The sequence below is a fragment of the Actinoallomurus acanthiterrae genome (assembly GCF_054775715.1).
The window spans coordinates 11,357,035-11,382,775 of the sequence record NZ_BAAHCO010000001.1; the positions used below are offsets into that span (position 1 = coordinate 11,357,035).

27 protein-coding genes, 1 tRNA gene and 1 pseudogene are annotated in these 25,741 nt (G+C 66.3%); 19 read left to right on the forward strand and 10 right to left on the reverse strand.

Translation table 11 applies throughout. The features are described 5' to 3' along the window. The first annotated feature begins 69 nt into the window (after positions 1 to 69). On the forward strand, positions 70 to 534 hold the full coding sequence (locus tag ACYVF7_RS53645; RefSeq protein ID WP_460355284.1) for a luciferase domain-containing protein: 465 nt from the start codon (positions 70 to 72) through the stop codon (positions 532 to 534). A gap of 112 nt (positions 535 to 646) precedes the next feature. Here ACYVF7_RS53645 and ACYVF7_RS53650 read toward each other — a convergent pair whose 3' ends face one another. Further along, entirely contained in the window at positions 647 to 1,927 is a 1,281-nt protein-coding gene (locus tag ACYVF7_RS53650; protein ID WP_460355287.1) for an epoxide hydrolase family protein, read from the reverse strand. A 153-nt stretch (positions 1,928 to 2,080) separates the two neighbouring features. Between ACYVF7_RS53650 and ACYVF7_RS53655 the strand changes: the two genes are divergently transcribed. Beyond that, on the forward strand, positions 2,081 to 2,806 hold the full coding sequence (locus ACYVF7_RS53655; RefSeq protein WP_460355290.1) for a helix-turn-helix domain-containing protein: 726 nt from the start codon (positions 2,081 to 2,083) through the stop codon (positions 2,804 to 2,806). Here the strand turns inward: ACYVF7_RS53655 and ACYVF7_RS53660 are convergent. Together ACYVF7_RS53660 and ACYVF7_RS53665 are read right to left on the reverse strand one after the other, a co-directional pair. Beyond that, positions 2,746 to 3,138, reverse strand: coding sequence for a VOC family protein (locus tag ACYVF7_RS53660; RefSeq protein WP_460355292.1), 393 nt, complete (start codon positions 3,136 to 3,138; stop codon positions 2,746 to 2,748). The genes ACYVF7_RS53655 and ACYVF7_RS53660 overlap by 61 nt on opposite strands. A gap of 158 nt (positions 3,139 to 3,296) precedes the next feature. Next, the gene (locus ACYVF7_RS53665) at positions 3,297 to 4,793 is read right to left on the reverse strand and encodes a serine/threonine-protein kinase (protein ID WP_460355295.1); all 1,497 of its coding nucleotides are present in this window, start codon (positions 4,791 to 4,793) and stop codon (positions 3,297 to 3,299) included. A 125-nt stretch (positions 4,794 to 4,918) separates the two neighbouring features. Between ACYVF7_RS53665 and ACYVF7_RS53670 the strand changes: the two genes are divergently transcribed. The 14 genes and pseudogenes from ACYVF7_RS53670 to ACYVF7_RS53735 all read left to right on the forward strand — a co-directional run bounded on the left by ACYVF7_RS53670 (position 4,919) and on the right by ACYVF7_RS53735 (position 15,655). Continuing rightward, positions 4,919 to 5,521, forward strand: coding sequence for a TetR/AcrR family transcriptional regulator (locus tag ACYVF7_RS53670; RefSeq protein WP_460355296.1), 603 nt, complete (start codon positions 4,919 to 4,921; stop codon positions 5,519 to 5,521). Next, positions 5,518 to 6,180, forward strand: a complete 663-nt coding sequence (locus ACYVF7_RS53675; protein WP_460355299.1) for a VC0807 family protein — start codon at positions 5,518 to 5,520, stop codon at positions 6,178 to 6,180. Before ACYVF7_RS53670 ends, ACYVF7_RS53675 begins: the two co-directional genes overlap by 4 nt. A 241-nt stretch (positions 6,181 to 6,421) precedes the next feature. Further along, complete coding sequence (locus ACYVF7_RS53680; protein ID WP_460355301.1) at positions 6,422 to 7,012, forward strand: hypothetical protein; 591 nt, start codon at positions 6,422 to 6,424, stop codon at positions 7,010 to 7,012. A 109-nt stretch (positions 7,013 to 7,121) separates the two neighbouring features. Further along, a pseudogene (locus ACYVF7_RS53685) lies at positions 7,122 to 8,102 on the forward strand (zinc-ribbon domain-containing protein); the annotation flags it as partial. A gap of 87 nt (positions 8,103 to 8,189) precedes the next feature. Next, on the forward strand, positions 8,190 to 8,558 hold the full coding sequence (locus ACYVF7_RS53690; protein ID WP_460358581.1) for a DUF559 domain-containing protein: 369 nt from the start codon (positions 8,190 to 8,192) through the stop codon (positions 8,556 to 8,558). A 225-nt stretch (positions 8,559 to 8,783) separates the two neighbouring features. Then, the gene (locus tag ACYVF7_RS53695) at positions 8,784 to 9,911 is read left to right on the forward strand and encodes a serine/threonine-protein kinase (RefSeq protein ID WP_460355304.1); all 1,128 of its coding nucleotides are present in this window, start codon (positions 8,784 to 8,786) and stop codon (positions 9,909 to 9,911) included. A gap of 49 nt (positions 9,912 to 9,960) precedes the next feature. Beyond that, a complete protein-coding gene (locus ACYVF7_RS53700) occupies positions 9,961 to 10,404 on the forward strand; it encodes a hypothetical protein (protein WP_460355307.1) in 444 nt (147 codons plus the stop codon). Positions 10,405 to 10,413: 9 nt separating this feature from the next. Beyond that, complete coding sequence (locus tag ACYVF7_RS53705) at positions 10,414 to 11,595, forward strand: serine/threonine-protein kinase (RefSeq protein WP_460355308.1); 1,182 nt, start codon at positions 10,414 to 10,416, stop codon at positions 11,593 to 11,595. Between the two features lie 66 nt (positions 11,596 to 11,661). After that, positions 11,662 to 11,997, forward strand: coding sequence for a hypothetical protein (locus ACYVF7_RS53710; protein WP_460355310.1), 336 nt, complete (start codon positions 11,662 to 11,664; stop codon positions 11,995 to 11,997). 102 nt (positions 11,998 to 12,099) lie between these two features. Beyond that, complete coding sequence (locus ACYVF7_RS53715; protein WP_460355311.1) at positions 12,100 to 12,408, forward strand: hypothetical protein; 309 nt, start codon at positions 12,100 to 12,102, stop codon at positions 12,406 to 12,408. Between the two features lie 806 nt (positions 12,409 to 13,214). Further along, positions 13,215 to 13,502 (forward strand): hypothetical protein, encoded by a 288-nt coding sequence (locus ACYVF7_RS53720; protein WP_460355314.1) that lies wholly within the window; start codon positions 13,215 to 13,217, stop codon positions 13,500 to 13,502. A gap of 532 nt (positions 13,503 to 14,034) precedes the next feature. Continuing rightward, complete coding sequence (locus ACYVF7_RS53725; RefSeq protein WP_460355316.1) at positions 14,035 to 14,595, forward strand: RNA polymerase sigma factor; 561 nt, start codon at positions 14,035 to 14,037, stop codon at positions 14,593 to 14,595. A 9-nt stretch (positions 14,596 to 14,604) separates the two neighbouring features. Then, a complete protein-coding gene (locus ACYVF7_RS53730) occupies positions 14,605 to 15,273 on the forward strand; it encodes a hypothetical protein (protein ID WP_460355317.1) in 669 nt (222 codons plus the stop codon). A 10-nt stretch (positions 15,274 to 15,283) separates the two neighbouring features. Next, positions 15,284 to 15,655, forward strand: a complete 372-nt coding sequence (locus ACYVF7_RS53735; RefSeq protein WP_460355319.1) for a hypothetical protein — start codon at positions 15,284 to 15,286, stop codon at positions 15,653 to 15,655. A 285-nt stretch (positions 15,656 to 15,940) separates the two neighbouring features. On the opposite strand, the gene ACYVF7_RS53740 is transcribed toward ACYVF7_RS53735, so the two are convergent. Further along, on the reverse strand, positions 15,941 to 16,687 hold the full coding sequence (locus tag ACYVF7_RS53740; protein WP_460355320.1) for a phosphotransferase enzyme family protein: 747 nt from the start codon (positions 16,685 to 16,687) through the stop codon (positions 15,941 to 15,943). A 52-nt stretch (positions 16,688 to 16,739) separates the two neighbouring features. On the opposite strand from ACYVF7_RS53740, the gene ACYVF7_RS53745 reads away from it, so the two are divergent. Then, positions 16,740 to 18,950, forward strand: coding sequence for a WD40 repeat domain-containing serine/threonine protein kinase (locus tag ACYVF7_RS53745; protein WP_460355323.1), 2,211 nt, complete (start codon positions 16,740 to 16,742; stop codon positions 18,948 to 18,950). 124 nt (positions 18,951 to 19,074) lie between these two features. Here ACYVF7_RS53745 and ACYVF7_RS53750 read toward each other — a convergent pair. From ACYVF7_RS53750 to ACYVF7_RS53760, 3 genes are all read right to left on the reverse strand, one after another. Further along, positions 19,075 to 19,151 (reverse strand) — tRNA-Ser (locus ACYVF7_RS53750). 582 nt (positions 19,152 to 19,733) lie between these two features. Continuing rightward, a complete protein-coding gene (locus ACYVF7_RS53755) occupies positions 19,734 to 20,066 on the reverse strand; it encodes a hypothetical protein (RefSeq protein ID WP_460355325.1) in 333 nt (110 codons plus the stop codon). A 794-nt stretch (positions 20,067 to 20,860) separates the two neighbouring features. Beyond that, on the reverse strand, positions 20,861 to 21,379 hold the full coding sequence (locus ACYVF7_RS53760) for a hypothetical protein (protein ID WP_460355327.1): 519 nt from the start codon (positions 21,377 to 21,379) through the stop codon (positions 20,861 to 20,863). Positions 21,380 to 22,033: 654 nt separating this feature from the next. Here ACYVF7_RS53760 and ACYVF7_RS53765 point away from each other — a divergent pair. After that, positions 22,034 to 22,294: a hypothetical protein gene (locus ACYVF7_RS53765; protein ID WP_460355329.1), complete on the forward strand. Its 261-nt coding sequence runs from the start codon at positions 22,034 to 22,036 to the stop codon at positions 22,292 to 22,294. Between the two features lie 30 nt (positions 22,295 to 22,324). Continuing rightward, on the forward strand, positions 22,325 to 22,555 hold the full coding sequence (locus ACYVF7_RS53770) for a hypothetical protein (protein WP_460355330.1): 231 nt from the start codon (positions 22,325 to 22,327) through the stop codon (positions 22,553 to 22,555). 1,240 nt (positions 22,556 to 23,795) lie between these two features. On the opposite strand, the gene ACYVF7_RS53775 is transcribed toward ACYVF7_RS53770, so the two are convergent. From ACYVF7_RS53775 to ACYVF7_RS53785, 3 genes are all read right to left on the reverse strand, one after another. Beyond that, positions 23,796 to 24,278, reverse strand: coding sequence for a hypothetical protein (locus ACYVF7_RS53775; RefSeq protein WP_460355332.1), 483 nt, complete (start codon positions 24,276 to 24,278; stop codon positions 23,796 to 23,798). Positions 24,279 to 24,653: 375 nt separating this feature from the next. Then, positions 24,654 to 25,064, reverse strand: a complete 411-nt coding sequence (locus tag ACYVF7_RS53780) for a hypothetical protein (RefSeq protein ID WP_460355333.1) — start codon at positions 25,062 to 25,064, stop codon at positions 24,654 to 24,656. Between the two features lie 189 nt (positions 25,065 to 25,253). Next, positions 25,254 to 25,733, reverse strand: a complete 480-nt coding sequence (locus tag ACYVF7_RS53785; protein WP_460355336.1) for an HAD family hydrolase — start codon at positions 25,731 to 25,733, stop codon at positions 25,254 to 25,256. Between the last annotated feature and the right edge of the window lie 8 nt (positions 25,734 to 25,741).

Below are 25,741 nucleotides of genomic sequence, written 5' to 3' on the forward strand. Positions count from 1 at the left end.
CCCACAACGTGTCTTTTGCCACAGGACTACCGATCACTGCCCTCCAGGGTGAAACATGCTCCTATGCGGGTGAAGAAGGTTGAGACCACGTCGTACGCCGACCGCGCGATGGCGCGGGTGGCAGCGTGGCCCGGGGTGCGCAGCGGAAGGGCGGCCTGCGGTCTCGGGACGGCGCTGAACGTCGGCGGTCGTCAGCTCGCGCACCTGCACGCCGATGGGGCCGCGGAGCTGCGGCTCACCTGGCCGGTCATCGGGCGTCTCCGCCGTCCCCTGCTGGAGTCCGGTCGGGTGCAGATGGCCCCTGGCGGCGACTGGATCCGCGTGCAGATCGACGGTGACAGCGACGTCGACCTGTTCGTCTCACTGGCCAGTGTCGCCATCAAGGCGAACACCGCCAGACGGCACGACGAACGCGCCGAACGGGCGGGCAGGTGCATGACGATGGCCCGGGACGAGGTCAAGGACGCCATGCTGGGCCGCTGGCCGGCCGTCGTACCGGAGGACCTCCGGGAGCCTCGCCTCCGCTCGCGCTGAGCCGTCGCCCGCACGCGCCGTCCTGGGAAGCGCCGCTTCTTCGGACTGTCCGTGGAGTCGTGGCTGTGGCGGAAGACCGTCCGATAGGCCCGACCCGTGACAGCCCGGTCGTCTAGCGGCGGCCGCGGAACGTACGCCGGAGGTCGTCGACCCACTGGTCCGGTATCTCCCAGGGGATGAAGTGACCGCCGCGGTCGTGCGCGGTGAGGTTGACGTGGTGGTACCAGTCGGCGCGGTCGCTGTCGAGGAAGTGCCGGACCCGCTGGTCGGTGCTGACGCCGGGCGGGTTCTCGTAGCCGACGAAGGTGATGCCGGTGGGCGCCTCGATGACCGGTCGCCGGTCGTGGGACGGGGTCCACGGGTACCGGTTGTTGTTGGCGTAGGTGCGGACCGAGGTGCCGATGGCGTTGTTCACCCAGAAGATCATGGCGTGGGTGAGCAGGTCGTCCTTGCTGAAGACGGTCTCGATGTCGCCGCCGTTGTCGCTCCACTTCACCCAGCGCTCGAGGATCCAGGCGAGCATCCCGGCGGGCGAGTCGGACAGTCCGTGCGCGAGCGTGCTCGGCGCGAGCATGTGCGCGGCGAGGTGGACGGCGAACCGCCTCTCGAGCTCGACGAGCCGGTCACGGATCTCGGCGGGCAGGCCCTCGGGAATGGGCCGGCCGCCGCTGAGGTCCCAGGCCCGGTCGCCGTTGAACATGTCGAGTTTCAGGCCGGAGCCGATGTGGATGGCGTACAGCTCATCGGCGTACTTGTGCCCGAGCTGACCGGTGATCAGGGCTCCGACGTCGCAGCCCGTGGCGGCGTACCTGTCGTGGCCGAGGACCCGCGTCATGAGGACATGCCAGAGTTCGGCGATCTTCCAGAAGTTCATGTCCGGGTCGTCCGGCAGCGGCGTGGAGAACCCGAATCCGGGCAGCGACGGGACGATCACGTCGAACGCCTCGGCCGGGTCGCCGCCGTACGCCGCCGGGTCGGCCAGCGGGTCGACGACCTTCGACCAGTGCCAGAACGTCCAGGGCCAGCCGTGCGTGAGGATCAACGGTGTCGGGTTCGGCCCGACGCCGGGCCTGCGCATGAAGTGCACCGGCACGCCGTCGACCTCGACGCGGTAGTGCTCGTAGGCGTTGATCGCGGCCTCGGCGGTGCGCCAGTCGTAGCCGGTGCGCCAGTAGTCGACGAGTTCCCGCAGGTACGCGCTGTTCACGCCGTAGTACCAGTCCTCGTTGCCCGCGTCGACCGGCAGCCGAGTCAGCTCAAGGCGCTGCCGCAGGTCGGTGAGCACGTCGTCGGCCACGTGGATCGGCGTCGGCTCCAGCGGAAACGGCCGGCCCGCGGCGGGGAAAGGCCGGGCCTCGGCACCGCGCGATCGGGTGGTCTCCTGGCTCGTCATCGCTTCCTCCAACCGAAGCCGCCGAGACGCATGGAGACGTCGGTCGCCCCCGCGCCCCCACCCCGGACCAGGGTGGGTGCGGGAAACTATATCAGTAACTTATTTAAATTCCTGATTCACCAGCAACGCCGCCGCCGCGCTAGGTTCTGTCTTGTGACAGGCGCGAGACGGTACGAGGAACGTGCGGCGCCGGCTGCGTACGGGACGATCTGGCGCAACGCCTTCACCGGTGACGAGTCCGTCATCGTCCCGGACGGCTGCATGGACTTGCTGTGGACCGGTGAGACGCTGTTGGTCGCGGGCGCCGATTCGCAGGCTCGTGTCTTCGCGCCGGGCCAAGGGGGACGCCTGCTCGGGCTGAGGTTCCGGCCGGGAGTCCTGCCGCAGCTGCTGCGGACCGGAGCGGACGAACTGGTCGACAGCGTCGTCAGCCTCGACTCGGTGATCGGGCTCGACGCTCGACGGTGGGAGACGCGACTGGCCGCCGCCGAACACCCGGGCGCCGCGCTGGTCGACCTCGCGGCCGACGCCGTGGCCGACCTCGTGATCGACCAACGCCCGATCCGCGTGGCCGCCGACTTGAGTTCGGGGCTTTCCATCGCCCAGATCGCCGGGCGAACCGGCTACTCCCCCCGGCAACTCCAGCGGCTCGCCGGGCAGTGGTACGGCTACGGCGCCAAGCACCTGCAACGCGTGCTTCGACTGCGGAAGGCCGATCGTCTCCTGGCCGACGGCCACACCCGCGCGGGGGCGGCCGCCGACGCCGGCTACGCCGACGCGTCCCACCTGTGGCGGGACCAGCAGGCACTCGATGAGCCTCAGCCCAACGCCGCGAACAGGTCCACGGGGTTGCCGTCGGGATCGGTGATGACGGCATAGCGCTGTCCCCAGAACGCGTCCCACGGCTTCTTGGCGATCCCTGCTCCCGCCGCGACCATCCGGTCGAACGTGGCGTCCACGTCGTCCGGGGTCCCGCAGTCGAACGCCAGCGCCATCGCGTGTCCGCCGCTCGGCGGCTTCCAGTGCGGGTCTATCGCCGTGACCACCTCTCGGGTGTCGAGCATGACCTTGACGCCCGCGCCACCGAACTCCGAGTGCGGCTCGGCCGGGCCTCCGCTGCTCAGCTGGAGCCCGCACGATTCGTAGAAGGCGATGGCGGCCGGCATGTCGTCCGTGATGATGGAGATCACCGCGAGTCTGGGATTCGTCATGCCTCACACGCTAGGCAGGACGATCCCAGCCGGCATGAACGGATCGGACATCCTCCGACGGCGGTCTCGGCGACGGCCCGCGGCGCGGACCCGCCGTACGGCCCTGCCCGGCAGTGACGTCGAGTACTGCCCACGATGGACAAGACCCTGACGGCTCGCTACTGCCCCCTGTAGTTGAGCCACCCGCACACCCAGTACCGGCCGCCGGAGTCCCGTTCGACGATCCATTGGTTGTCGATGTCGCCGGCGCTGTTCCCGGTGTCGGGGTCCTCCTGGGTGAAATTGGCCTCGACGCTGAGTTTGTCCGCGTCCGGGGGAATGGTGTACGGCTTCATCTTCCACCGGCCGACGTAATAGCCGTTGAGGGCGAACCCGAGCAGGGTGGAGCGCAGCCGTGGACAGGTCGCCGTCCGCAACTCCGTCATGTCGTGGTCGGCGAGGCCGTTCATGTAGTTCTTGAACACCCGGTTGATGGCGTCGGCGCTCATCGGTGTGTGCGCCGGGGCGACCGGATAGCTGGTGGCAGGGGCCGGTGGCGTGTACACGGGAGCCGACGAGGCCGGTGTCGTGGCGACGGTGGTGACCGGGGTACGGGGTTTGCCGGACCCGGAGTCCGGCGCCAGCACCGACGTGGCCACAAGGGCGGCGACGATGGCCCCGGCAGCCCCGATGTACACGTGGGGTCTCGGCAGCCGAGCGCCGGCCGGACCTGCCACAGGCCGTGTGGGCGGCACTGGCACCGGAGGTGGACGCGGCGGCGACATCGGTACATGCGGCGGCGGTGACATCGGTACGTGCGGGGGCGGTGGAGAGGCCGCCCGTGTCGGCAGGGGTGCGGCGCCACGGCCGATTTCGGTGAGGAGCCGGTGGGCGTCGTCGGCGTTCAGCCGCCGCGCCGGGTCCTTGTCGAGGAGCCCCGTGAGGACGGCCGTGAGCGGTCCGGCATGGACGAACGGGTGCGGGTCCTCGGTGGCGATGGCGACGAAGATCCCGCCGGCGCTCGCTCCGCCGAACGGCACCTGCCCTTCCACGGCCGCGTACAGGGTGGCCCCGAGCGACCACAGGTCGGTCTCGGGGGTGGCGTCCTGTCCCCGAACCTGTTCGGGGGCCATGAAGGCCGGTGTGCCGAGGATCGCCCCGGACCGGGTGAGGGTGTTGTCGCCTTCGAGGGTGGCGATGCCGAAGTCGGTGAGGACGACCCGGTCGCCCTCCAACAGGACGTTGGCGGGTTTGACATCGCGGTGCACGACCCCTGCGGCGTGCGCGGCCCGCAGCGCCGTCAGCATCTTCACCCCGAGAGCGGCGACGGCGCCGACCTCCAGCCGCTGGTGTTCGCCGAGGAGGTCGTGGAGGGATCCGCCCTCGACGTACTCCATGACGATCCACGGCCGGCCGCCGACGGTGAGCCGGTCGTGGACCGTGACGATTCCTGGGTGTTTCAGCCGCGCGGCGGCCCTGGCCTCCCGTTCCAGGCGCGCGTAGAAGGTGACCCGTTCACCGTCGTCGACGCCCTCGGGGAGCCGTAGTTCCTTGATCGCGACCGTACGGTCGAGATCGGTGTCCCGGGCCCGCCACACGACACCCATCCCACCTCGGCCGATGACGTCGAGCAGCCGATACCGCCCCGCCAAGAGCTCGTCCGAATCGGTGCGCACGACGGCGATCGTACCGGCCGATCGACATCAAACAAACGATTCTGTCTATAAAGGGCCTGAGATCACAGTCGCGGCCTTGGAGCGAACGGCTTGCCGAGTTTGCTTGAGCGAGCTAAATTTTGCTCATGCGAGCAAGAACGTTCACCGAGTCGGGCAGACGGGCCCAAATCGTGACGGCAGCGATCGAGGTGATCGCCGAGGTCGGCTACGCCAAGGCGTCGTTCAGCCGGATCGCGAAGCACGCGGGCCTGTCGAGCACCGGAATGATCAGCTACCACTTCGCCGGGAAGGACGACCTGCTCACGGCGTGCGTCGCCGAGATCGAGAAGGTCACCGAGGCGTTCATGCAGCCGCACATCGACGCCGCCGACGGCCACGTCGCACAGCTGCGCGCCTACGTCGAGTCGAACATCGCCCTCGTCGGCGAGCACCCCGCCGAGGTCCGGGCGCTGATCGACATCGTGAAGAACTCCGGTTCGCAGAGCGCCGCCGTCAACGGACGTCTCGCCATGGTCGAGGAGCACTTGCGCACCGGACAGGCGGCGGGCGTCTTCCGTCCCCTGGACACGCGGACCACGGCGATCGCCTTCATCAGTGGTCTCGACTCCGTCGTCGTCACCGCGACCGCCGCCGCACCCGAACCCACCGAGCTCGCCCGCATCGGCCGCGAGCTCGCCGACCTCTACGTGCGGGCGACCGCAGCCGACCCCGAGGGGGAATCCGCATGATGATCGAGCAGAAGCCCGCACCCGACATGGGCCTGCGCCGGGTGATCCGCGCCAACGTGATGACCGTCGTGTTCGAGGTGGTCGTGCCGATGGTGCTGTTCTACGGTCTGCGCGCCGCCGGCGTGAACCAGTGGTGGGCGCTGATGGCCGGTGTCCTGGTGGCCGCGCCGTACGTGGTGTGGACCATCGCGCGCAACCGCCGGATCGACCTCATCGCCCTGGTCACGTTGAGCGTCCTGGTGCTCTCCGTCGTGCTCGGCCTGCTGTCGGACGACCCGCGTACGCTCGCGATCCGGGAGGGCTGGACCGCCGCGCTGGGCGGCCTGTTCGGCGCGTGGATGCTGGTCACGGTCGTCGTCGGCAAGCCCGCCCAGCTGACGTTCGGCCGCACGATCGCCGAGATCAAGCGCGGCGCCGAGGGCGCGGCCGCGTGGGCGGCCCGCTGGGACACGGATGCTCGGTTCCGGCGCGGGCTGCGCGTCGACACGGCCGTCTGGGGCGCCGTGCTGCTGGCCAACGCGGTGGCGCACATCGTGCTCGTCTACACCCTGCCGATCGACCTCATCTCCCTGGTCACCACCGTGGTGTGGTTCGCCGCACTGGCCTGCCTGATCGCCTGGCACGTCTGGTACATCCGCAAAGAGGACCTCGAAGCCTGACGTCCTGCGGCTCCTGCGGGGGTCGGCTCACGGCGCGGTCCGCGTTGGCGACGATGACGTCGTGGATGTATCGGGACAGGCCGGGGCCTGAGGGTCAACAGACGGGGCCTACGGAAACGCGCGACCGCGATATCGACCCGATAGAACCTGTGACGCGAATAAGTCCGATTCAGGCAATTTATCGGGCTCGATCACTCATCTGGCTGCATGATGGACATTCCCGATTTGGGAGGTCCCCCTCATGCTTCGCTCCACCACGGCCGCAATAGCCACGTGCCTGTTGCTGGCCGGCTGCAGCTCCACCGCCTCGCAGGTCTCATCGCACGGCGGCCGGACCGGCTCCTCGCAACCTGCGGGAACACCGACCGACACCGCCGCTCCGGAACCGACCGGCACCCTCCCGCCCGGGTCCTGCCACGCCTCCAGCCTCGACCCGGCCACCACCCATCCGGACCCGCACTGCACCCCGGGTGCCCTCAACCCCGCCGTGACCCAGGCGAACATCCACAGCACGGTCTGCGTCTCCGGCTACACCAAGACGATCCGCCCACCCGTCGCCTACACCGACGCGCTGAAGCGGCAGCAGATCCGCGAGTACGGCTACGCCGACACCAACCCGCGCTCCTACGAGGAAGATCATTTCCTGCCGCTCAGCCTCGGCGGCAACCCGACCGACCCACACAACCTGTGGCCCGAACCCGGAAATCCGAACCCCAAGGATCGTGTCGAGTTTGAGCTTTATAAGCGCGTCTGTGCTGGGACTGTGACTCTGGCAGCAGCACAGAAAGCCATCTTGGCGGACTGGACAACGGCGCTTCAGGCTACCGACTAGGAGCTACTGAATGGCTTCAATCGGGCATACCTTGTGAGAAAATTGGCATGTGCCGAACTACTCGCTATCTGTCCCGGTCGGCTGCTCGCTCGCAGAGAAGTGTCCAGGTGTGGTCAGCGAATGGCATCCTGTTCGCAACGGCGACCTGACGCCGTGGCGGGTGGGGGCGCAGTCGAAGCGCGTCGTTTGGTGGCGGTGTTCTGCGGGACACGAGTACCAGGCGCCGGTTAGGAACAAGTGGGCTGGACAGGGATGCCCTACTTGCCCTCCGGTCGTACCGCCGGACAAGTCGTTGGCGACGGTAAGCCCTGAGGTCGCAGCTCAGTGGCATCCCACACGCAATCACCCCTATGATGCCGCGAACGTCATCGCCGGATCCCATGCTTCGGTCTGGTGGCGATGCGGCGAGGGACACGAGTGGCAGGCAGCCGTAAGGGAGCGGGTCGCAGGCAAGGGACCGTGCTGGCGGTGCAGGACTCTGGATCTCAAGAATCCCGATCTCGCCAAAGAATGGCACCCGGCGAAGAACCTTCCGATAACCCCGAATGAGATCCTTGCTGGCGTAGACCAAAAGGTCTGGTGGCGTTGTCGCACCTGTGGCCATGAGTGGCAAGCTGCGGTTGGAAGCCGCAACCTAGGAGCCGGTTGTCCCGCATGCGGTAGGCGCGCGACCGAAGAAGAGAAACGGCGAGCCCGTCCAGGGTGCTCTTTTGCGGACATTCACCCGCATCTTGCCACAGATTGGCATCCGAGGCTGAACGGCGATCTGACACCGGAAAGTCTCAACCCAGGCAGCAAGATCATGGTCTGGTGGGAGTGCCCCGTCGGCCACGCGTATCAGACAAGGCCACTGAACCGTCGGCATGGCAGCGGTTGCCCGTACTGTGCAGGCAAGAAGGTCGGATACGGAAACGACCTCGCTTCCCTGTACCCCGATGTCTCTGCGCAGTGGCATCCGACCCGCAACCGGGAGCTTCGTCCCTACCAGGTCACCCCGAACAGCCATCGCGATGTCTGGTGGCGTTGCACGCTTGGGCATGAGTGGCGGACTCCGCCCAATGCTCGCATCAACGGCGGATCTGGCTGCCCTGGGTGTGTGCCTCGCACCACGTCGGCGCAAGAGACGCGACTCCGCGAGGAATTGCAACTAGCTCTCCCTGGACTCGCTCCTCTTAGCGTGCAGGATCGTGGCCGCTGGCTCCACTGCGACATGGTCGAGGCCGGCCTGAAGCTGATCGTCGAGTTCGACGGCTCCTACTGGCACCGTGGCCGCGATGCGCACGACAAGCGCAAGGCGACGAGGCTGCGCAACAGCGGATGGACTGTCGTGCGTCTTCGGGAAGCCCCGCTGGAGCCGCTACACGCCGATGATGTCCAGATCCCGAAACTGCCGACGCGTGAGCGACCCACGGCCGCCGGCAGAATCGGGCGTGAGCATGTACTCCAGGTTCTGTACAAAGCCGTCTGCGCGGGCACTGTGACACTGGCCGCCGCCCAGAAGGCCATCACCACGGACTGGACGACCGCGGGCCAGATCGTCCACTAGGCGCATCCCTCGCCCGCTGGACGCCTCGTCGAACCGAGGGTCAGGAACGCCGACGGTCTACCGCGCGCCGTGGAGCCTAGGCCGCTCCTGACCTGTGCGGAGTCCCTGACGATCCGTTTGACGCCCGTCGACGGATTCCGTGCATTCTCCGCCCCGGCTTTCACCTTCAATGCTTTTCGTGGTGGAATGTCGGGCAGCCGTTTGAAGATCGTTCGGGGAGAGGCGTTGCCGGGTGAGCTGAGCCTGGAGGCTGGGCTGCTGCTGGCCCGGCGTTACCGGCTGGACGTCCCCATCGGCGCGGGCGCCATGGGTGAGGTGTGGCGAGGGGTCGATCTCGCGCTGAACCGGCCGATCGCGATCAAAATCCTCCCGCCGCAGATGGCGCGGGACGAGAACGGGGTCGCGCGGTTCCGCCGGGAGGCCGAGTCCGCCGCCGGCCTGCAGCACCCGGGCATCTGCACGGTCTTCGACATCGACACCCACGATTCCGTGATGTTCCTCGTGATGGAGCTCCTCCAGGGATCCGACCTGGCCCGGGTCATCGCGGCGCATCCCGGTGGGCTGCCGATCGACCAGGTGGTGGGACTGGCGGAGCAGATCACCGACGCACTCGCGGTGGCGCACGCACGCGGTGTCGTCCACCGGGACATCAAACCGGCGAACCTGTTTCTGCAGCAGGACGGCCGGGTGAAGGTCTGCGACTTCGGCATCGCCAGGCTGGCCGACCGTACGACGCTGACAGCCACCGGCGGGCTGATCGGCACGCCTCGTTACATGGCGCCAGAGGAATTCCGCGGCGTGCCGGCCGACTACCGCGCCGACCTCTATGCGGTCGGCGGGGTGCTGTACGAGCTGTTCACGGGGAGGCCCGCGTTCGACGCGGACGGCGACTCGGGAATCGCCTCGATCATGTACAAGCACCTCAACGAGGCGCCCGTGCCGTTGCGTTCGCACCGTCCGGATATCCCCGTTCATCTCGAACGGCTGGTCCTGGACCTGTTGGCCAAACCGGCCGACCACAGGCCCGTCAGCGCCGCCGCCGTACGGGACTTCCTGCGCCGGTCCGGGCACACCGTCGTACCCCGCCGGCCCGCCGCCGTACCTGCGCCCGCAGCCGCCTACCGTGGATCAAGCCCTGGAGACGACGACGGTCGGCACGTCCTCTGCCATCAAGACGCGGAAGAGCAGAAAGGGCGTCGTCGCCGCCGTCGGTGGCGTGCTGGGAGCGGCGCTGGTCGTAGCCGGGGCCTTCGCGCTGCCGAACGCCTTCGGTGGCGACGGCGCGAAGTCGAAGACAACGGGTGCGGCGCATCCGTCCTCCACCGCACTTCCGACGCTCCATCCGGTCGGTGAAACGGTGCCCGGTCAGGCCAGTCCCGGTGCCCAGTTCTCGATCGGTCAGATGGCCAAGGTGCCCGTCGTCCAGGGGTCGCGTACGGATGCGGTGGGGCTGACCGTGACCTCGATCGTCAAGGGTTCGAAGGCCGACCTGGCCAACCTGGCGTTGTCGCGTTCGGTCAAGAACAAGACCCCGTACTACGTCCGTTTCTCGCTGACCAATCTCGGTCCCGACGACCCCTACCTGGACCTTGATCCCACCTACCAGATGCAGGGGATCGACTCCGCGGGCGTTGTCGTCGACGAGGTCATCACGTCGACCGATACGAAGGCATACCCCAGCCAGTGTCGCCCGGGCGTCATCAAGGACGGCGGGTTCCATCACGGAGCCCGTTACGACGCGTGCACGGTCATCCTGAACCCCGGATCCCGGGACATCACCACTGTGCAGTGGTGCCAGGAACCCTACGGCACTGGCAACAACCAGGGCGTTTACTGGAAGCGATGAGGGACGATCATGCGCAGCACCTTGGGACAGCAACCCGGCCAGACACTGGCCGGGCGGTACCGTCTCGAGGCGGTGATCGGCAGCCTCGGCGTCGGGGCCGGTGAGGTATGGCGCGGGTTCGACCTCCGGCTGAACCGGGTCGTCGCCGTCAAGACCTTCGCCGCGCCGGCCGCCACCGACCAGGCGAGCGTCGCCGCGTTCCGTCTTCGGGCCGAGAAGGCGGCCGCCGTACGGCACCCCGCGGTCGAGGCGATGCTGGACATCGGGACCGCCGAGTCCCCGGTGTTCCTCGTGACCGAGCATCTCGAAGGACAGGACCTGAAAACGGTTCTGGCCACGCAGAGCGGCGGACTGCCCGTCGAGCAGGTCACCAGGGTGGCCGAGCAGACCCTCGACGCCATGACGGCCGCGCACGCCCAGGGCGTCGTTCACGGTGGCCTCACCTCCGCCGATCTGTTCCTGCTCGACAACGGGGACGTGAAGCTCCGCAACCTGGGCGTCGGCGTAACGCGGGCGGATGCCGCCGACCCTCGGGTGGATCTGTACGCCCTCGGATGCGTCCTCTACGAACTGCTGACGGGCGTACCGCCGACCCAGTCGCCCCCCGCACCCCCGGCGTCCCGCCGGGCCGATGTGCCGCCGCACCTCGACCGTCTGGTGCTGGATCTCCTGGCTGAGGACCCCGCCGTACGACCGCAGAGCGCGGCCGCCGCCCTCGCGGCTCTCCGCGAGTCGACGAGGCCCGCCGCTCAGCCCACCGCCAACTGGCCACAGGCGAATCCCTCGAGGCCGGACGCGACTGTCAACGACAGTCCGCCGACGATCGGGGCCGCGAAGAAGAGCGGCCGGGGGCGTCTCCTGGCGGAGATCGCGGGGGCCGCCGTGCTGGTGGCGGCCGCGGCGGCCGGCGGGTATCTCGTGCACGGCGGTACGGCCGCCAAGGCACCGTCGCACCCGGTGGCCGGCAAGTCCACCGCAGCCCCGGCGCCGCCCGGTGTCAGCCCGAAGTCGCCACCGCAGGTCCCAGGTTGGCAGGTCGTGGTCGCTCCCCAATTCGGCGTGGTGTACAACGTCCCGCCGGGTTGGAAAATCGAGGAGCCCAGCACTTTTGTGGGCCTCAGCGACGCCAGCGGGAATACCGCCGTCGGTTCACACGGCGTTGCCGCCATCAGCAAGAGGGGCTCCAACTAAAACTGCTCGATCGTCCAGTCGGGGCTGCTCGGTGGCACGGGCATCACCTCGGCCTCATCGGGCCAGTTGGAGTCCCTTGAGCCGACCGCCACCTACAACGCACTCCAATGGGCGAACTTCGGTTACCAGATCGGAGGCGTGCTTCCCCAGACGGAGCAACCTCTCCCGGAGCACGCGACGATCGGCGGCCTCCGGGCTGCGGTGCAAAAGGTCGTGGCCAAGACGAAGGGCAGCAAGGGGATCCCGTGCGAGCCGAAGGGGGGAACGGTGTACGTCGCCACATTCGCCTCACGGCAGGGTGCACCGGTCACCTTCTACGTCTACTCCGACAGCACCGGTCCGGGGAGCGTGAACGACAAGACGCTGCGGCAGATCGTCAACACGATTCGTCCGCTGGCGTAATCAGGCACCGCCGCACTGGCCGCGTTCCGTTGCCGTACCTGTCCATCCGTTGTCGAGAAGGGTGAAGATCCGGTCGAGAGCGGACTCGGCGTCTTCTCGTCCGTGGACGAGGGCGACGGCACGAACCTCGCGCTGCTCGATGGCGCGGAACTCGCGCACGCCATCAGGAAAGAGGCCGGCCTCGACGAGGCGATCTCACGCTACGAGGCAACGATGTTCGCCCGATCCGGAGAACTGGCCGTGAGCTCGAACAACGCGCTCAAGCGGTTCTTCGCGACGACGTCCCCCGACGCTCCGCACCTTCCCCCAGATCACGAGCAGGAACACAAGAACTACGAAGCCAGAGCCGCGGAATACCGGCGCCGACAAGCCGAGGATGAGCGCCGGAAGAACCCGCACGACAGCCGATAGCCACGTGTGCTCACGGCATTCGGTCGCGAGTCCTCGGCAATCTATGACGCCGCCGACGGCAGTGAGCTGCCCATATTGGTCTTCGAGCCGGCCGAAGACACACAGCCCATGGCGAGCATCGTCATGTTCTGGCGAGCCTTGCCGATCTTGTGGGAGATACGTAAGATGATCTTGAAAGATCTGCAATGTCGACGGAAGGGACAACAATGCGCGTACGTACACTCCTCGCGAGTACGGGAATCGCCTCCATGGCGCTCACCGGAATGACCACTCAAGCAGCCCATGCGGCTTCATGGCACTTCACCGGGAGCATTTATCTGCACAAATCAGAGTGCGTGGATGACGGTCAGACATACGAGCGTGAAGGCTTCCCATACAGATGCCAGTATGGCATTTTCCCGACAACCGGCCAATATGTTTACTGGCTTTACATCTATAACTAATACTCGAAATGGACGACGGCCAGGCATCCGCAGCGGCGATCCGCACTGATATGCCCTGTAATTGTACGTAATTACACGCTGGCCGAGAGGCACACCTGGCGCGCCGACACGTCCCCTGGACGCTCACGCCCCGTCTCCGTGCTCAGAGGCGGGGCGTTCGGCCTGCCTGGCCTCGGCGAGGGGAATCGCATCCTCGTACCACCGGTAGACGGTGTCCAGCGTGCGGCCGCGGGAATTGAGACACGCCGATCGATAGCCCTGGAGGGACCGCTTGGTGGCTCGGCGGCTAGAGGCGGCAGGCTCGTGACGCCATCGGTGAGGTGAGATGATCGCCGGAGGCCGTACGAGTGGAAGTGGGCCATCGTGATCGAGATGCTGGTCGGAGCGCTGATCTTCGGAACAGGCATGGCGGTCGGTCGCCTGCTGCCCCGGCGCAACCAAGAACAGAAGGCCGTCGAGCGTGGACCGTTGTGCCAGTGCGGGCACGGTGCGTCGTTCCACGAAGCCGAGGGACGCTGCCGGGCAGGCGTCGAACGCGCAAAGTGGAACAATGGCGCGTGGACGGGCAATGAGCTGCTGCCATGCGAATGCCAGAAGTACACCGGTCCCGAGCCGCTGCCATCGTTCTACGCTCCAGAGCTGCCGGAGTAGTCGGCACAGAGTGGACACCACGGGAGTCGCGGCACAGCTTCGTCTCGCTGCTGTCAGCTCACGACGTCCCGCTGGAGAACATCTCCCGGTTGGCCGGGCGCACCAACCCCGTGGTGACGGAGACCGTCTACCGCAGCAGATCCGCCCTGTCATGCAGGACGGCGCTCGCGCGATGGACGCCATCTTCCCGGCGGATTTCAAGCCGTAGTCGCTCAGTTAGACACGGCGTCGGACGTGCTGGTGGCCGTCCCCGGTTGCCGTCGCTGCCGTCAGCTTCCCTAGTTCCGAGGGCTTTCCAGAGGGTCGGCGATCTTCGCTTCATGCGTTCGCTGACCAGGGCTCATAGCAGCCGAGATCTCGCTGATGGGCTGAGTCATCCCGTACATGTCCCGTGCTCGCGGTCACCGCGTTCTTGGTCAGCGTGGCGATCCGAGGCGGAGCGCCTCCAACGAAGGCGTGTTCGTGCTCGGCTCCGGTAACCAGTCGCCGCCCGCCGGACAATCCCTAAGCATTGGACAAGTCCGGAGGAACCGTGGACCAAGCCGCACAACGCTTCGAGACGCTCTATATGAGCTGCTATGCGCCGCTCATGCGGTTCGCTGCCCGTCGAGTCGGCGAAGAGGACGCGGCCGATGTCGTCGCCGAGACGTTCACCATCGCGTGGCGTCGCCTGCACCGGCTCCATGACAAGGATCCGCTGCCATGGCTGTACGGCATCGCCCGCAAAGTCAGCGCCAATCACCTTCGATCCCGATTCCGGCGGAACCGGCTCACCCAACGAGTGGCCACGGCCTCACCCACACCGATCTCGGCGGACCACGCCGACCAGGTTCTCCAGCGACTACACCTCGACTCCGTGGTGGCCGCGCTGTCCGAACGCGATCGCGAAGCGCTCAGACTCGCAGAGTGGGAACAACTGTCGCCAGCCCAAGCTGCCACCGTCCTGGGCTGTTCGACCACCGCATACAAGGTGCGGCTGCGCCGTGCCCGCCGCCGTCTCGCTTGCGGCAGAGCCCTCAGAGGGTCCAGCCACACACGAAAACAAAGTCTCGCCCGGAAACATCCTTCCGATGTCCGTTCACAACGCCAGTGAGGTCGCTGAATGAACCCGCAGGTCGAACAAGCGTCCGCGTTGTTCCGGATGGCCGACCCGGTACCTCCGGACGCCTACGAACACGCCGCATCGGGCAAGGACGCCTCCGCCACCTTGCGCCGGATACTGCACACGCCGCAACCTCCCAAACACAAGCTTCGCAACCGGCGGCTTCTCGCAGCCGTCATCGCCGTCCCGACGGCAGCGGCGGCGGTCGCGCTCGGGGGCATCTTCACCAACCAGGAGACACCGGCCTACGCGGTTACCTCAAACTCAGACGGCACCGTCAGCATCACCTTCGACTCCGCCCTAAAGAACAATCTCGAAATCCTGACCCATCCGGACCGACTACAACACGCCATCGCCAAACACGGCGTCCCGAACCGTGTCCTGGTCGCCCGTCCGCAATGTCCGCCTGGAACCGGCGGCCAGGAGAGATGGCATTCACTCCCCGCAGGCGCGGTGACCCGGGGGAACGCCCGATGGATCGTGCACCGCGACCGGATACCACGAGGCTGGGCGCTCCTCATTGGACTACGTGATCAAACTGCGAACGGGAGCGGACGCGCCATAGTCCTCTTCATGGCGGTAAGCAACGACCCTCCGACCTGCCTCCTCAACACACAGCTACCACCCGCACATAGCCTTGTCGCCCTCATGGGCACGGTTGCTCCGTAAGCTACAACCAGTGAAGATCACAATCGGTCGAAGGGCGACAGTTTTCGGTGCCGGCTGCACGCTGGTGCTTCTTCTTGCCGGGCTCAGCTCTGCACAGGTAAAGGCATCTACGATCACCGACGGTAGGTACCGGGCGGGCGACATCGAGCCGGGCGTGTACATGACCACGCAACACGGGTGCGACACGGACGTGGAATTCGCGCATGACAGGCTGCCGGCGCTTGCTGCCGACGTGGCGGACCGGCCCGAACGGCCCGAACCACCTGGCCCACGCTATTACTACATCAGCCACGATCCGCTTGTGGTGGCCTACATCTTCACCGGCGGCTGCACCTGGACCCGGGTCCGCCCCATTCCGAAGATACCCGCAACTTCGCCTTGATCAGCGAGTTACGTAATGGCGCGGTCAGTTCACCGCTAGACAGGGGCTGGGGAACTTAGGCGTACCTACGCCGCACCCCGGCCCCGCCCTATGGGTCGGCGCCTCGCTACTCTGCCGTGACGCGACGCGTGAAGGTCCCCGACGAGATTAAGCGGGTGGCCAAGCAAGATCTGTTTCGCCCTGAGCGGTGAAGTGCGGCCACCAGGTCTCCTCGCGGCGGGGGTCGCTGCATTGGGACGTGCGCGGTCGTGCAGCGTTAGGTGCGCTCTCTCGATTCGCTGCTGCTCAGTCCATTCGAACTTCGGCGAGCCGCCTGACTGCGAACTGGTCGGTCCCGCTGGGGTCCCAGCAGACGGCGGCTTCCCATGCGGCCCGCGCTTGCGCGGCGATGTCGTACGCGTCGTCGTCGAGACCGGCGGCGTTGTGCGGCAGTGCCAGGTCGAGGTCGGGGACGTCGACGTGCGACTCGTCCCAGTCGATCATCGCGACGCGATCCGCGGTCATGCGGATGTTGCGTGGGTTGGGGTCGCCGTGGACGACGCACGTCGTGCGACCGGTGAGTCGCGCCCACGCTGCCCGGCATCGAACGACACCCTCAGGCGGCATCGCGCCGAGGTCGACCCTCGTCCCGGTCTCGGCGTGGAGAAGGTCGGTCGACGATCGCCAGCCCGGGCGTTGGGGCCAGCCGTGCGTGAACCGATGCAGCTGGCGGAGTGTGTCGGCGACGCGACGCCAGTCGGCTTCGGTCTCGGGCGATCTGCCCCCCACGTAGGTCATCACCACCAGACCGTCGGCGAAGTGCCGGCCGTCCGTGGTTGGGATCGGCACCGGCACCGTCATCCCTTCACGGTGGAGGTGCCGCAACAGGTCGGTCTCCCACGCGAGATCAGCGTCGCTGCGTTGGCCGAGACGACCGACCGCGAGGTGCCCGTTGACGCGCACGCTCCACACCTCGTTGACGCCGACTCCGCCAGTGAGCGGTTCGATGCGAACTACGTCGTCACCCCACTGCTCGAGTGCTTCCCATCCCACCGGCCACATCTTCGCAGAGGGGTCATGAAGCGCTCGACGAAATTACGAACCCGTGTTCAAGGCGGCGGCGCTACAGGCCGCCGCCTTGAACCGTGACTTCCTGCTTGCTCGTCGACGCCGACGGCGCCCGGTCCACTTCACGGAAGGACGGTTTCCTGAAATCATCTGCTTTAGTCAAGCGAACACCGATGTTTTTTTGCATGGCAGTGTCACCGATGAACCGGTTCGCAGGGCCGGTGGCCCGCGCGAGGGTGGGCCGGTTGGCGCCGAGTTGGAGATGGGAGCTGGACGGGTGGAGCGTGGTGGCGTGCTTGGCGGCAGATATCGGCTGGTCAAGCGGCTAGGTCGTGGCGGCATGGGCGAGGTGTGGGCCGCCCACGATGACAGTTTGAACCGCAAGATCGCGATCAAGATCCTCCTCGCCAACGTGGACACCGAGGCCAAGCTGATCGCCCGGCTGCGCCACGAGGCTCGCACCGCCGGCGCGCTGCAGCATCCAGGCATCACTGTCATCCACGACATCGGCGACCACGATGGGCACCCCTATTTCGTGATGGAACTGCTGGATGGCCGTGATTGCAAGGTCCTGGTGGCCGAGCACCCCAACGGCTTGCCTCCCGGCCTGGCGCTAGAGCTCATGGTCCAGGTCGCCGACGCGCTCGCCTACGCCCACGACCACGGCGTGGTGCACCGCGATATCAAACCCGCCAACCTGATACAGCTGACCGGCGGCGTGAAAATCTGCGACTTCGGCATTGCCCGCTACGCCGAAGCCACCACCCACCTCACCGTGACCGGCGGAGCTCTGGGCACCCCAGCGTTCATGGCACCCGAACAGTGGCGAGGCGAAAACGTCGATGCCCGCACCGACCTGTACTGCTTCGGCGCCACATTGCATACCCTCCTGACCGGCCGCCCGCCCTTCCCTGGCCCCAGCCAGCACGCGCTCATGCACCAACATCTGGTCACCCCGCCACCCCATCTGCACGACCTACGCTCTGACCTGCCTGCTGGCCTCGACGACCTGCTCCAGCGACTACTGGCCAAAGACCCGACCGACCGGCCCGCCACCGCACACCAGGTCCGGCACACGCTCCAAACCGTCTTCGCCGACCTCGACGCGCCCGCCATCGCTACCTCAGCCAGGCGAGGCTCCACGCCTACGACCCGGGACCGCGTCAACTCGTCGGAGCCGGCATCGACACTCAGGGAGAACGGCGAACCGCAACGCTCTGCCCCGCATTGGCCGGGACGCCGTACGGTGCTGCTCGGCGGATTGGGAGCCATCACGGCCGGCGTCTCCGCAGCGGCAGGGATCTGGCCTGAGCATTCGAGGCGCGGCAATGCCACTCCCCGTCAGAGCGCCGCCACCTCTGGTCAGGACATCACCCTCACCGGCCATACCGGCAACGTCGACGCCGTCGCATTCAGCCCGGACGGCAAGATCCTGGCCACTGGCAGCAACGACACCACGGTGCGGTTGTGGGACGTGGCCGCCGCCCGCACCACGACCACTCTCACCGGCCACACAGGGTTCGTCTACTCGGTGGCGTTCAGCCCAGACGGCAAGACCCTGGCCACCGGAAGCACAGACGGCACAGCGCGGCTGTGGGATGTGGCCTCCGCCCGCGCAGCTTCCCTCACCGGCCATACCGATGCTGTCAACTCCGTCGCGTTCAACCCTGACGGCAAGACCCTGGCCACCGGCAGTTGGGACGGTACGGTGCGGCTGTGGGACGTGGCTACCACCCGCACCACGACCACTCTCACCGCCAACACCGGGTTCGTCGTCTGGGTGGCGTTCAGCCCGGACGGCAAGACCCTGGCCGCCGGCGGTGGCAATAACTCGGTGCGGCTGTGGGACGTGGCCACCGCCCGCACCCTCGCAGCCCTCACCTTTCCCGCCGTTCGCGGCGGCTATTCCGCTGTCCAATCGGTGGCGTTCAGTCCGGACGGTAAGACCCTGGCCATCGGCAGCAGCGACAAGCTGGCGCGGTTGCGGGACACGGCCACTGGTCGCATCGCGACCCTCGCCGGGAGTGCCGGCGTTGTCAACTCCGTCGCGTTCAGCCCGGACGGCAAGACCCTGGCGACTGCCAGTTCGGAACGCACGGTGCGGCTGTGGGACGTGGCGACCGCCCGCGCTGCCGCCGCGTCCTTCGCCGACACCGGTCAAGCCATCTGTGTGGCGTTCAGCCCGGACGGTACGACTCTGGCCGTCGGAAGCAACGACAGGACAGCACGGCTGTGGAAGGTGACCTGATGCAGCACGCTTCCACCGCTTCATCGTGCGGCCGTTGGGGCGCTGGCTGCCGAGGTAAGTGACGGTTGCCGTCACGGAGACCCCGGGCGATCTTCGCTCGGGGTCTTTGCACTGGTGAGATGGGAGCCTCCGGCCGGATTCGAACCGGCGACCTGCCGCTTACAAGGCGACTTATGGGGACATGTCACCAGCACTTCAGGCGTTGCTGGCTGGTCTGGCATTCCCTCACCGAGCGGGGGTGTCCGCCGTCGTTCGTGGTGGTTGTCACGCAGTTAGTCACCCGGAGGGCTGGAGCATTACGGGGCAACTCCCCCCGCTGTTCCAGCCTCAGGCAGTCGAGGGGGATACCGAGGGGCACTGTGTCCCTCACCGTGTCCCCCGGGTTTTCGCAGGTCACAGACAGTTGGGGGACACGGGGGACACTCGGTCGGGAGCTGGGAGGTCAGCGGCGCAACGGCGCGAGTCAGCCTCTTCGTCCCGAAGGAATCCCGAGCCTCCGGCGACCTACATGGCCGCCGCAGGCCGAGGAAGCGCCATCGGGACAATCCAAGCATCGGTCACTCATCGGGCAATTATTCCATTTTATGGAGAGTTTCGGACGAGTGCGGATTTCGAAAGGTCGCGCACTAATTAGCAGTATGTACGCGAGTCCAAGATGTAGATATACCGCAAAGATGTTGCCAGATTGACGCCGAGGCCGCGCTTGCGGGTATCAATGGCGAGGTGTGGCGATGCGGGTGGCATAGTGCGCCGCCAACCCTATTCAAGGGGGAGCGTATGACTCTAAGGACGATGATCACGACCGGCTCTCTGCTGGCGGCCGCAATCGGCGTAGCCGCAGCGCCCGCATACGCAGTGCAGTTGCGGCCCTCCGGTAAACCCGCCGGTGTTCTCCGGGTGCATCCTGCGAAGGCCGACAGATCGAATATCGATGTTAATCGGAAACACCAGCACGACCAAGATGATGACGAGTCCGAGCATGACAGAAGCCGCAGCCACTTCCAGGATGACGACGATGACCATGCCCGAGCCGGCCGTGCGTCCGCTCACCTCAGAACCCACGAGGTAGACGACGAGCATGATGATGATCAGTTCAGACATCATCATCATCAGCATGACTTCGACGAAGATTAGCGGCGTGGCCCTAGTGCCAGTGACACGGACGAGACGCTGAAGCGAGCCCGAGCCGGTCGTGCGTATCTCGTACCGGCTCGGTGGCCGCCAACGGCTTCCCGCGTACCGAATGCTTGGTGATACGACCTCCGGGCATTGAGTGCTCATTGAGCGCGATGGACGCCATCTTCCCGGTGGATTTCGAGCCGTAGTCGCTCAGTTAGACACTCAGGCCCCGTCTCTGTGATCAGAGGCGGGGCGTTTTGCCTGGTCAGATGGGAGCCTCCGGCCGGATTCGAACCGGCGACCTGCCGCTTACAAGGAATACGGACACCCCTGCTCGTGACGCATCCACCGAGGTAGACGGTGTCCTGCGTACGGCCGTGGGCGTCGGTGGTCGCTGTCGTTGCTGTCAGCGCTGCTGTCACCCGTGCTGGTACCCGCGGCTTTACAGTGCGCCATGGATCTCGGCGCTGCTCCCCCGCTGACCTGCATGGAACCCTGGTCGGCTCCCTCAATGTCACCGGCGCATTCCGCGTATTTTCCGGATCTTGGCCTTCGGCGAATCTGCTGGCAGCCATCGGCACCCTGCACCAGGTCCCTGCCGCATGCCTTCGTAGTGGAACCGGTGCGGGAGTCGAACCCGCGCTACCAGCTTGGGAATCGTCTGGTTCCGGGCCGTCCTGGGCGCTGACCTGCTCGTCCGAGTGATCGCGAGTGACCGCTGTTGACCCTTGATCACCGGGGCTAATGGCCCACTAATGGCCCGGACGGAGTTGCGTGGCGCCGCGGCGGTCTTAGTCGTCAGCAGCGACGATCAGAGCCAAGCTGCTGGTAGTGCGGTCGATCACGACCAGTTCGTGGAACTCACCGTGCACGCCGCCCCAGTCGTGCAGCGCGCCTTCGCCCAGGGTCTTGAGGCGGTATCGGCTTGTGGCGGCCCGCACCAGCGCATGGACGTCCCGCTCCAAGGCCACCTTCAGCGCCTGGGGCAACTCGCCATACTGGCCGACCCAGAAGTCGAAGGCGTACGTCGCGGTCGTCTCATCGACAGGCTCGTACGCGTCGGCGGAGATGCGATCCAGCCAGTAGGGGCCGTGTCGAGTCCCAACCGGGTCGACCCCGCCCCCTGCGTAGTCGTCCCGGAAGTGGTCGTGTCTGATCAAGGCATCCAGGATGCGCGTATCGCTTTGCGCTGGCCGAGGCAGGCAGAATCGCTTGAGATCAACCCAGCGGAACGCGTGATCCGGCGAGCGCCGGAAGAAGTCCCGGAAGTTGATGAAGACCTGGTCTTGATAGTCGAGGTCATGTTCCACGGTTCCAACCGTAGAGTTCCCCTGCCTTCCGGCTGGGTGTGTTGGGCATCGTTCCCGGCTTGGACGTTGGCGGCGTAGTGCGGGTGACGGGAATCCAGCCACGCAACCAGCTTGGGAAGTCTCTCCCGCTGATTATCGATCACCTGCGGCGCGACTGACCTGCGCCTTCGCGGCATTCTCCCCGTTGATGACCGCTGGCGACCGTGATCGTCCCCTCTGACGGGCACGTAGCGGGCACGGCTCCAGGTCCGAAGCGTAATGTTTCGTACCGCCGTGATCGTGCTCCAGACCTGCGCTCGGGAGGGGACGCCTGGTCTTTGCTTTTCCCACCCTTCCTCCCCCCGCCCCGACGAAAGCCGCACCTAGCGGCGGGCAGGTTCGGTCAAGGGAGTACGGAAGATGCTTTGCCAGTCTTACAAAGGATCTTGCGCACGGACCTTGACCGGTTCTGGTCGCCGCGCATCCTCGAAAGCTCGGGGCGAGGGAGCCACCGGACGTTCCGCCTTAGCTTGAGACCCCCGCGCTTGAGAGAATCACTTCAAGCGTGACCCCTGAGGCACTGACCTGATTCCCGTCTGGTGGAGACTGGAACCTGTAGCGACATCGAGGGGTCTTATCTTCAACGATGGTTCTGGATCGAGAGGCCTAAATCCGATGGTCTACAACGTCATCGCAATCGTGCTGTCTGTGGCCGCCCTCGTTAGCTCGGCTTACCTGGCCCTACAACACCGTGGTGAGCAGCGCCGGGCGAATCTCCTGCCGTACTACACCAAGATCCTCGACAGCCTGCGGACGCTGGAGTTCCACGACCACTATCATTACGTGTGCACCAAACTTCGCGCCGAACACGACCCCCAACTCGGGATCTCCGGCTTGCCCATCGATGCTCGCCGAGCCATTTACGACGTGGCCTAACTGTTCCAGGGCATCGGTATGCTCCGGCTGTTGAACATCGTCGCCGATAGTGTGGCCACAACCTTCGATGTCAGAGTCGCACATGCATGGGGCGCCATCGCTCCATACGTTGAGCGGGAACGCGAGATCAATCCCACGACCGGCACCCATCTGATGCGGACCTTTGAGGAGTTCGCCGCAGACGTTCGTAACGCCCCTCCGGATGCGGCCACCAACGTGATGATCGAGCGGCACCGCCGCTCTCGACGGATCCGAATTTGACGACCGCTTTACCTGCTGCCTGTCCGCACCTTTGCGCATCGGTCCAGAGTGCTCGTCCGCGCGTACGGAGCGATGTTGGGATAGACAGGAGCGCGCGGGCGGGTGCGCGGGGGTCTGGGGGCGGTGGAGCCCCCAGCGGTGCGCTCGGTCAACCGTACGACCGCATCCTTTTCGGGGTAAGGGTGATCACGTCCGGCCGACGTCGGCCGTCCGCGCGAGGGCCGAGTTCGCCGGGTTCAGGACAGGGTCTCGGTGATCCCGTAACGCAGATGACGTCCGTCGATCGTGACGTCGGCTCCTTCGGGAAGCAGCGGTCGCTGCAGGGGGGAAGATGCATTTGGTGCCAGTCGACCGTCACTACGACCTCGTCTGCATGCTCCCCAAGGGCTTCGGCTCGCAAGTCCTGCAACAGCTCGGGGCTCGCTCTGTGTCCGCCGGAGGGGGCTCTCGTGGCGAAAGACGCTTGCCCCGGGCCTGCGGGCGGAGGCCTCAGCGATCGACTCCGAGTCGGGCGTTCTGTCTCCTAAGCCGGGCTCCCGTCTGATGGCAGTAGGCCACCCGTAGGGCGAGCGAATGCGAATCTGCCGGCGGCCCTGCGCCCGTCTCGCGAGAACAGTCCGGAGTCGATGACGCTGGAGGAAATCCGGGTTGGGTCTTCGTCCAGTCGGCCGCCCGACCGGCACGGCCGGAGGGACCGGCGCCCACGCCGCACGCCCGTAGGGCGTGCCGGAGCGGGCGGCCTGCGGCGGCGCTTGCGCCGCCGCCTTGATCCATCAACAGCTCAATTCAGCAATGCGCCGTCTGATCCGTAGCAAGATCGGGAGCGTCCACAGCCGTCCGAATCTGTCCCCTGACCTGCTGCCGGTCCGCTCCGTCGTCCACCGCCGTCCGGGCCTGTCCAGAGCCGCTGTTAGCAGCGGGCGTTGCCGCCGCCCTTCGTCCCGAACTCTCGGCAGAATCAAGGTCGGCGCTGCCTCGCCCTGCTCCAACGTGTGATGGCGTGTGATCACGACAGGTGCCGTACGGCGGTGTTGCTGTACTTCTGTGCTGTACAGCAATCGCGCTGACCTGCGACAGCACCGCCGTAATTCGGGGGCAACCCCGACCCGTACCGCAGGGCCGGCCACGGCCCGAGGAACGGAAGCGGGGGCGGCAGCCGATCGCCCCAACCCTGTGGAACGCGCAACCACCCACAGCGATCGTCACGGCCTTTAGCCAGACGTCTCCGACATATTCACGGTTAGCGTGAGCGCAGCCGGTCGGTGATACTGGTGGCTTCCCTTCGGGCTGACAAGGCCCTCCGGCTGTGGCTACGCGCGATTGCGAAGAAGACCACGATATGGGCCGCCAACACGATCATCATTAGGTTGAAACCTACGTTGAAGCCGTAGTGCGGCCTGTCGATTGGGGTGCTCAGCTTGTGGTGGTAGTGAGCTGCCAGAAGCTCAGTAACGCACGCGGCAGCCCCTGTCGCGAAAGCCAACACGCCACGGGCCTCCGCGGTGGCGATTACGGCCAAGACGCAGGTGATGAGAACGCCCCCCAGTACGAGCCGAGCCTCTGCGTCGAGAGGGGCGAGCTGCCAGCCGTTGGCCGCGTCGGTCCGATCCGCCGCGTACCGCTGCCAGGGGGCGAAGGTACATGCGAAGCTCGCGAAGGTGCTCGCGAGGCCCCACACGGTGAAGCGGATCTGGCGGCGGATGTCCGTCGTTGAGGCCGTCATAAACCGAGATCCTAACGAGATCCAGGCGATCCATCCCTATTTGCGTGACCCCATAGCTACCCCTGGCCAACCTTGACGCGCCGGTCGCGGCTGGGGGACTGACACACGTGGAGAACGGTCCGCCCGGTGAATGGCTCTTCCTCCGGCTTCAGTGGTGTTCCGCATGGTGCAGGGCGGCCGACCGGTCTCGGGACGGGACCGGCCCGCAGAGGCCGCACGCCCGGCCCGAGGGCCGGACGGCTTCCCCGGCGGCCCGCTTGCGGGGCGCCCTTGAAGACGTAGAGAAAGTTCTCATCCGGCGTCCCCGACCGTTTGTGTCGTGTCCCGGTAGATGCTTGTCACTTCAGTCCCACCAGATGCTTTACGCCCTCGCGCTCAGTCATCGTCATAGGAGTCGTACATGAGGTATTCGTCGAACTCGTCCAGCTGCCATCGGGGGTTACTCCACCGTCCGCCCCGCTCCAACGAGCCCTCGTAGACGATCCATAGATAGCTTCCGCCGTTGTGGCTGGCCACAGCGAGTCTGCGGTCTCTGCTGTACAGGAAGAGCGAAGCGCTGGTGAAAGGCTTCCCGTCGATCGGTTCCATCCCCAGCACGCCTTCCCAGCAGAGCTGGAACGCTTCGCCCTGCGGAGGTGAGCTACGGATCAGACAGGAGAACGCATCGTCATCCACAAGGCACTCATCGATGGGTTCGACGAGTTCGATCGGTTCCTGCAGGAAAGCGCTCAGCTCTGCTATGAGTCGTGCGATCCATACGGGTCGTAGATCGTTGCTCCTGATCAACCGCTCTGCCTTCCCTGCCTGCTGCCTGGTCTTCCTGCCGCGTTGACGCGGAGTTCCTAGATCATCTGTCAAGTATCTGCAGGGACGGACGCGTCAAGCATCAACTGGGACTAGACACATGCCTGGCCGTTTGGCCCCTAGAACGCTGGTGTCTCGTCTGAGGCTCGCGGCTGCCTCGTTGTCTCGCGTTCAGTCGGTGGCCGGCTGGTGCTGGCTGAGGGGCGGGAGGAGTTCGGCCATGGTCGTGATGATGGCGTCGGCTCCGGCGGTGGTGAAGCGTTCCCGTTTGCCGGGTTTGTTGGCGTAGCCGATGCTGAGCGTTCCGGCGTTGTGGGCTCCTTCGAGGTCGCTGAGGGAGTCGCCGATCAAGACGCAGTCGGCGGGGGCTGCGTTCAGTTCTTTGACGGCTTGGTCGATCAGGTGGGGGTCGGGTTTGAGTAGCCGGGGGTCTGGGTCGGTGCGGCCGATGATCGCGGTGAACAACGGTGCGAGGCCGGCGGTCGTGAGGTAGGTGGTCACGGCTTCGCGGGAGTTGTTGCTGACGGCGGCGATGACGCGGCCGTCATCGTGGGCTGCCTGGATGACCTGTCGGGTGTGCGGGGTGGCGTCGGCTACCTCGACGGCGCGTAGCTGAATGCGTCGGCACCCTCGACCGGCGCATCCGCCCAACCGATGAC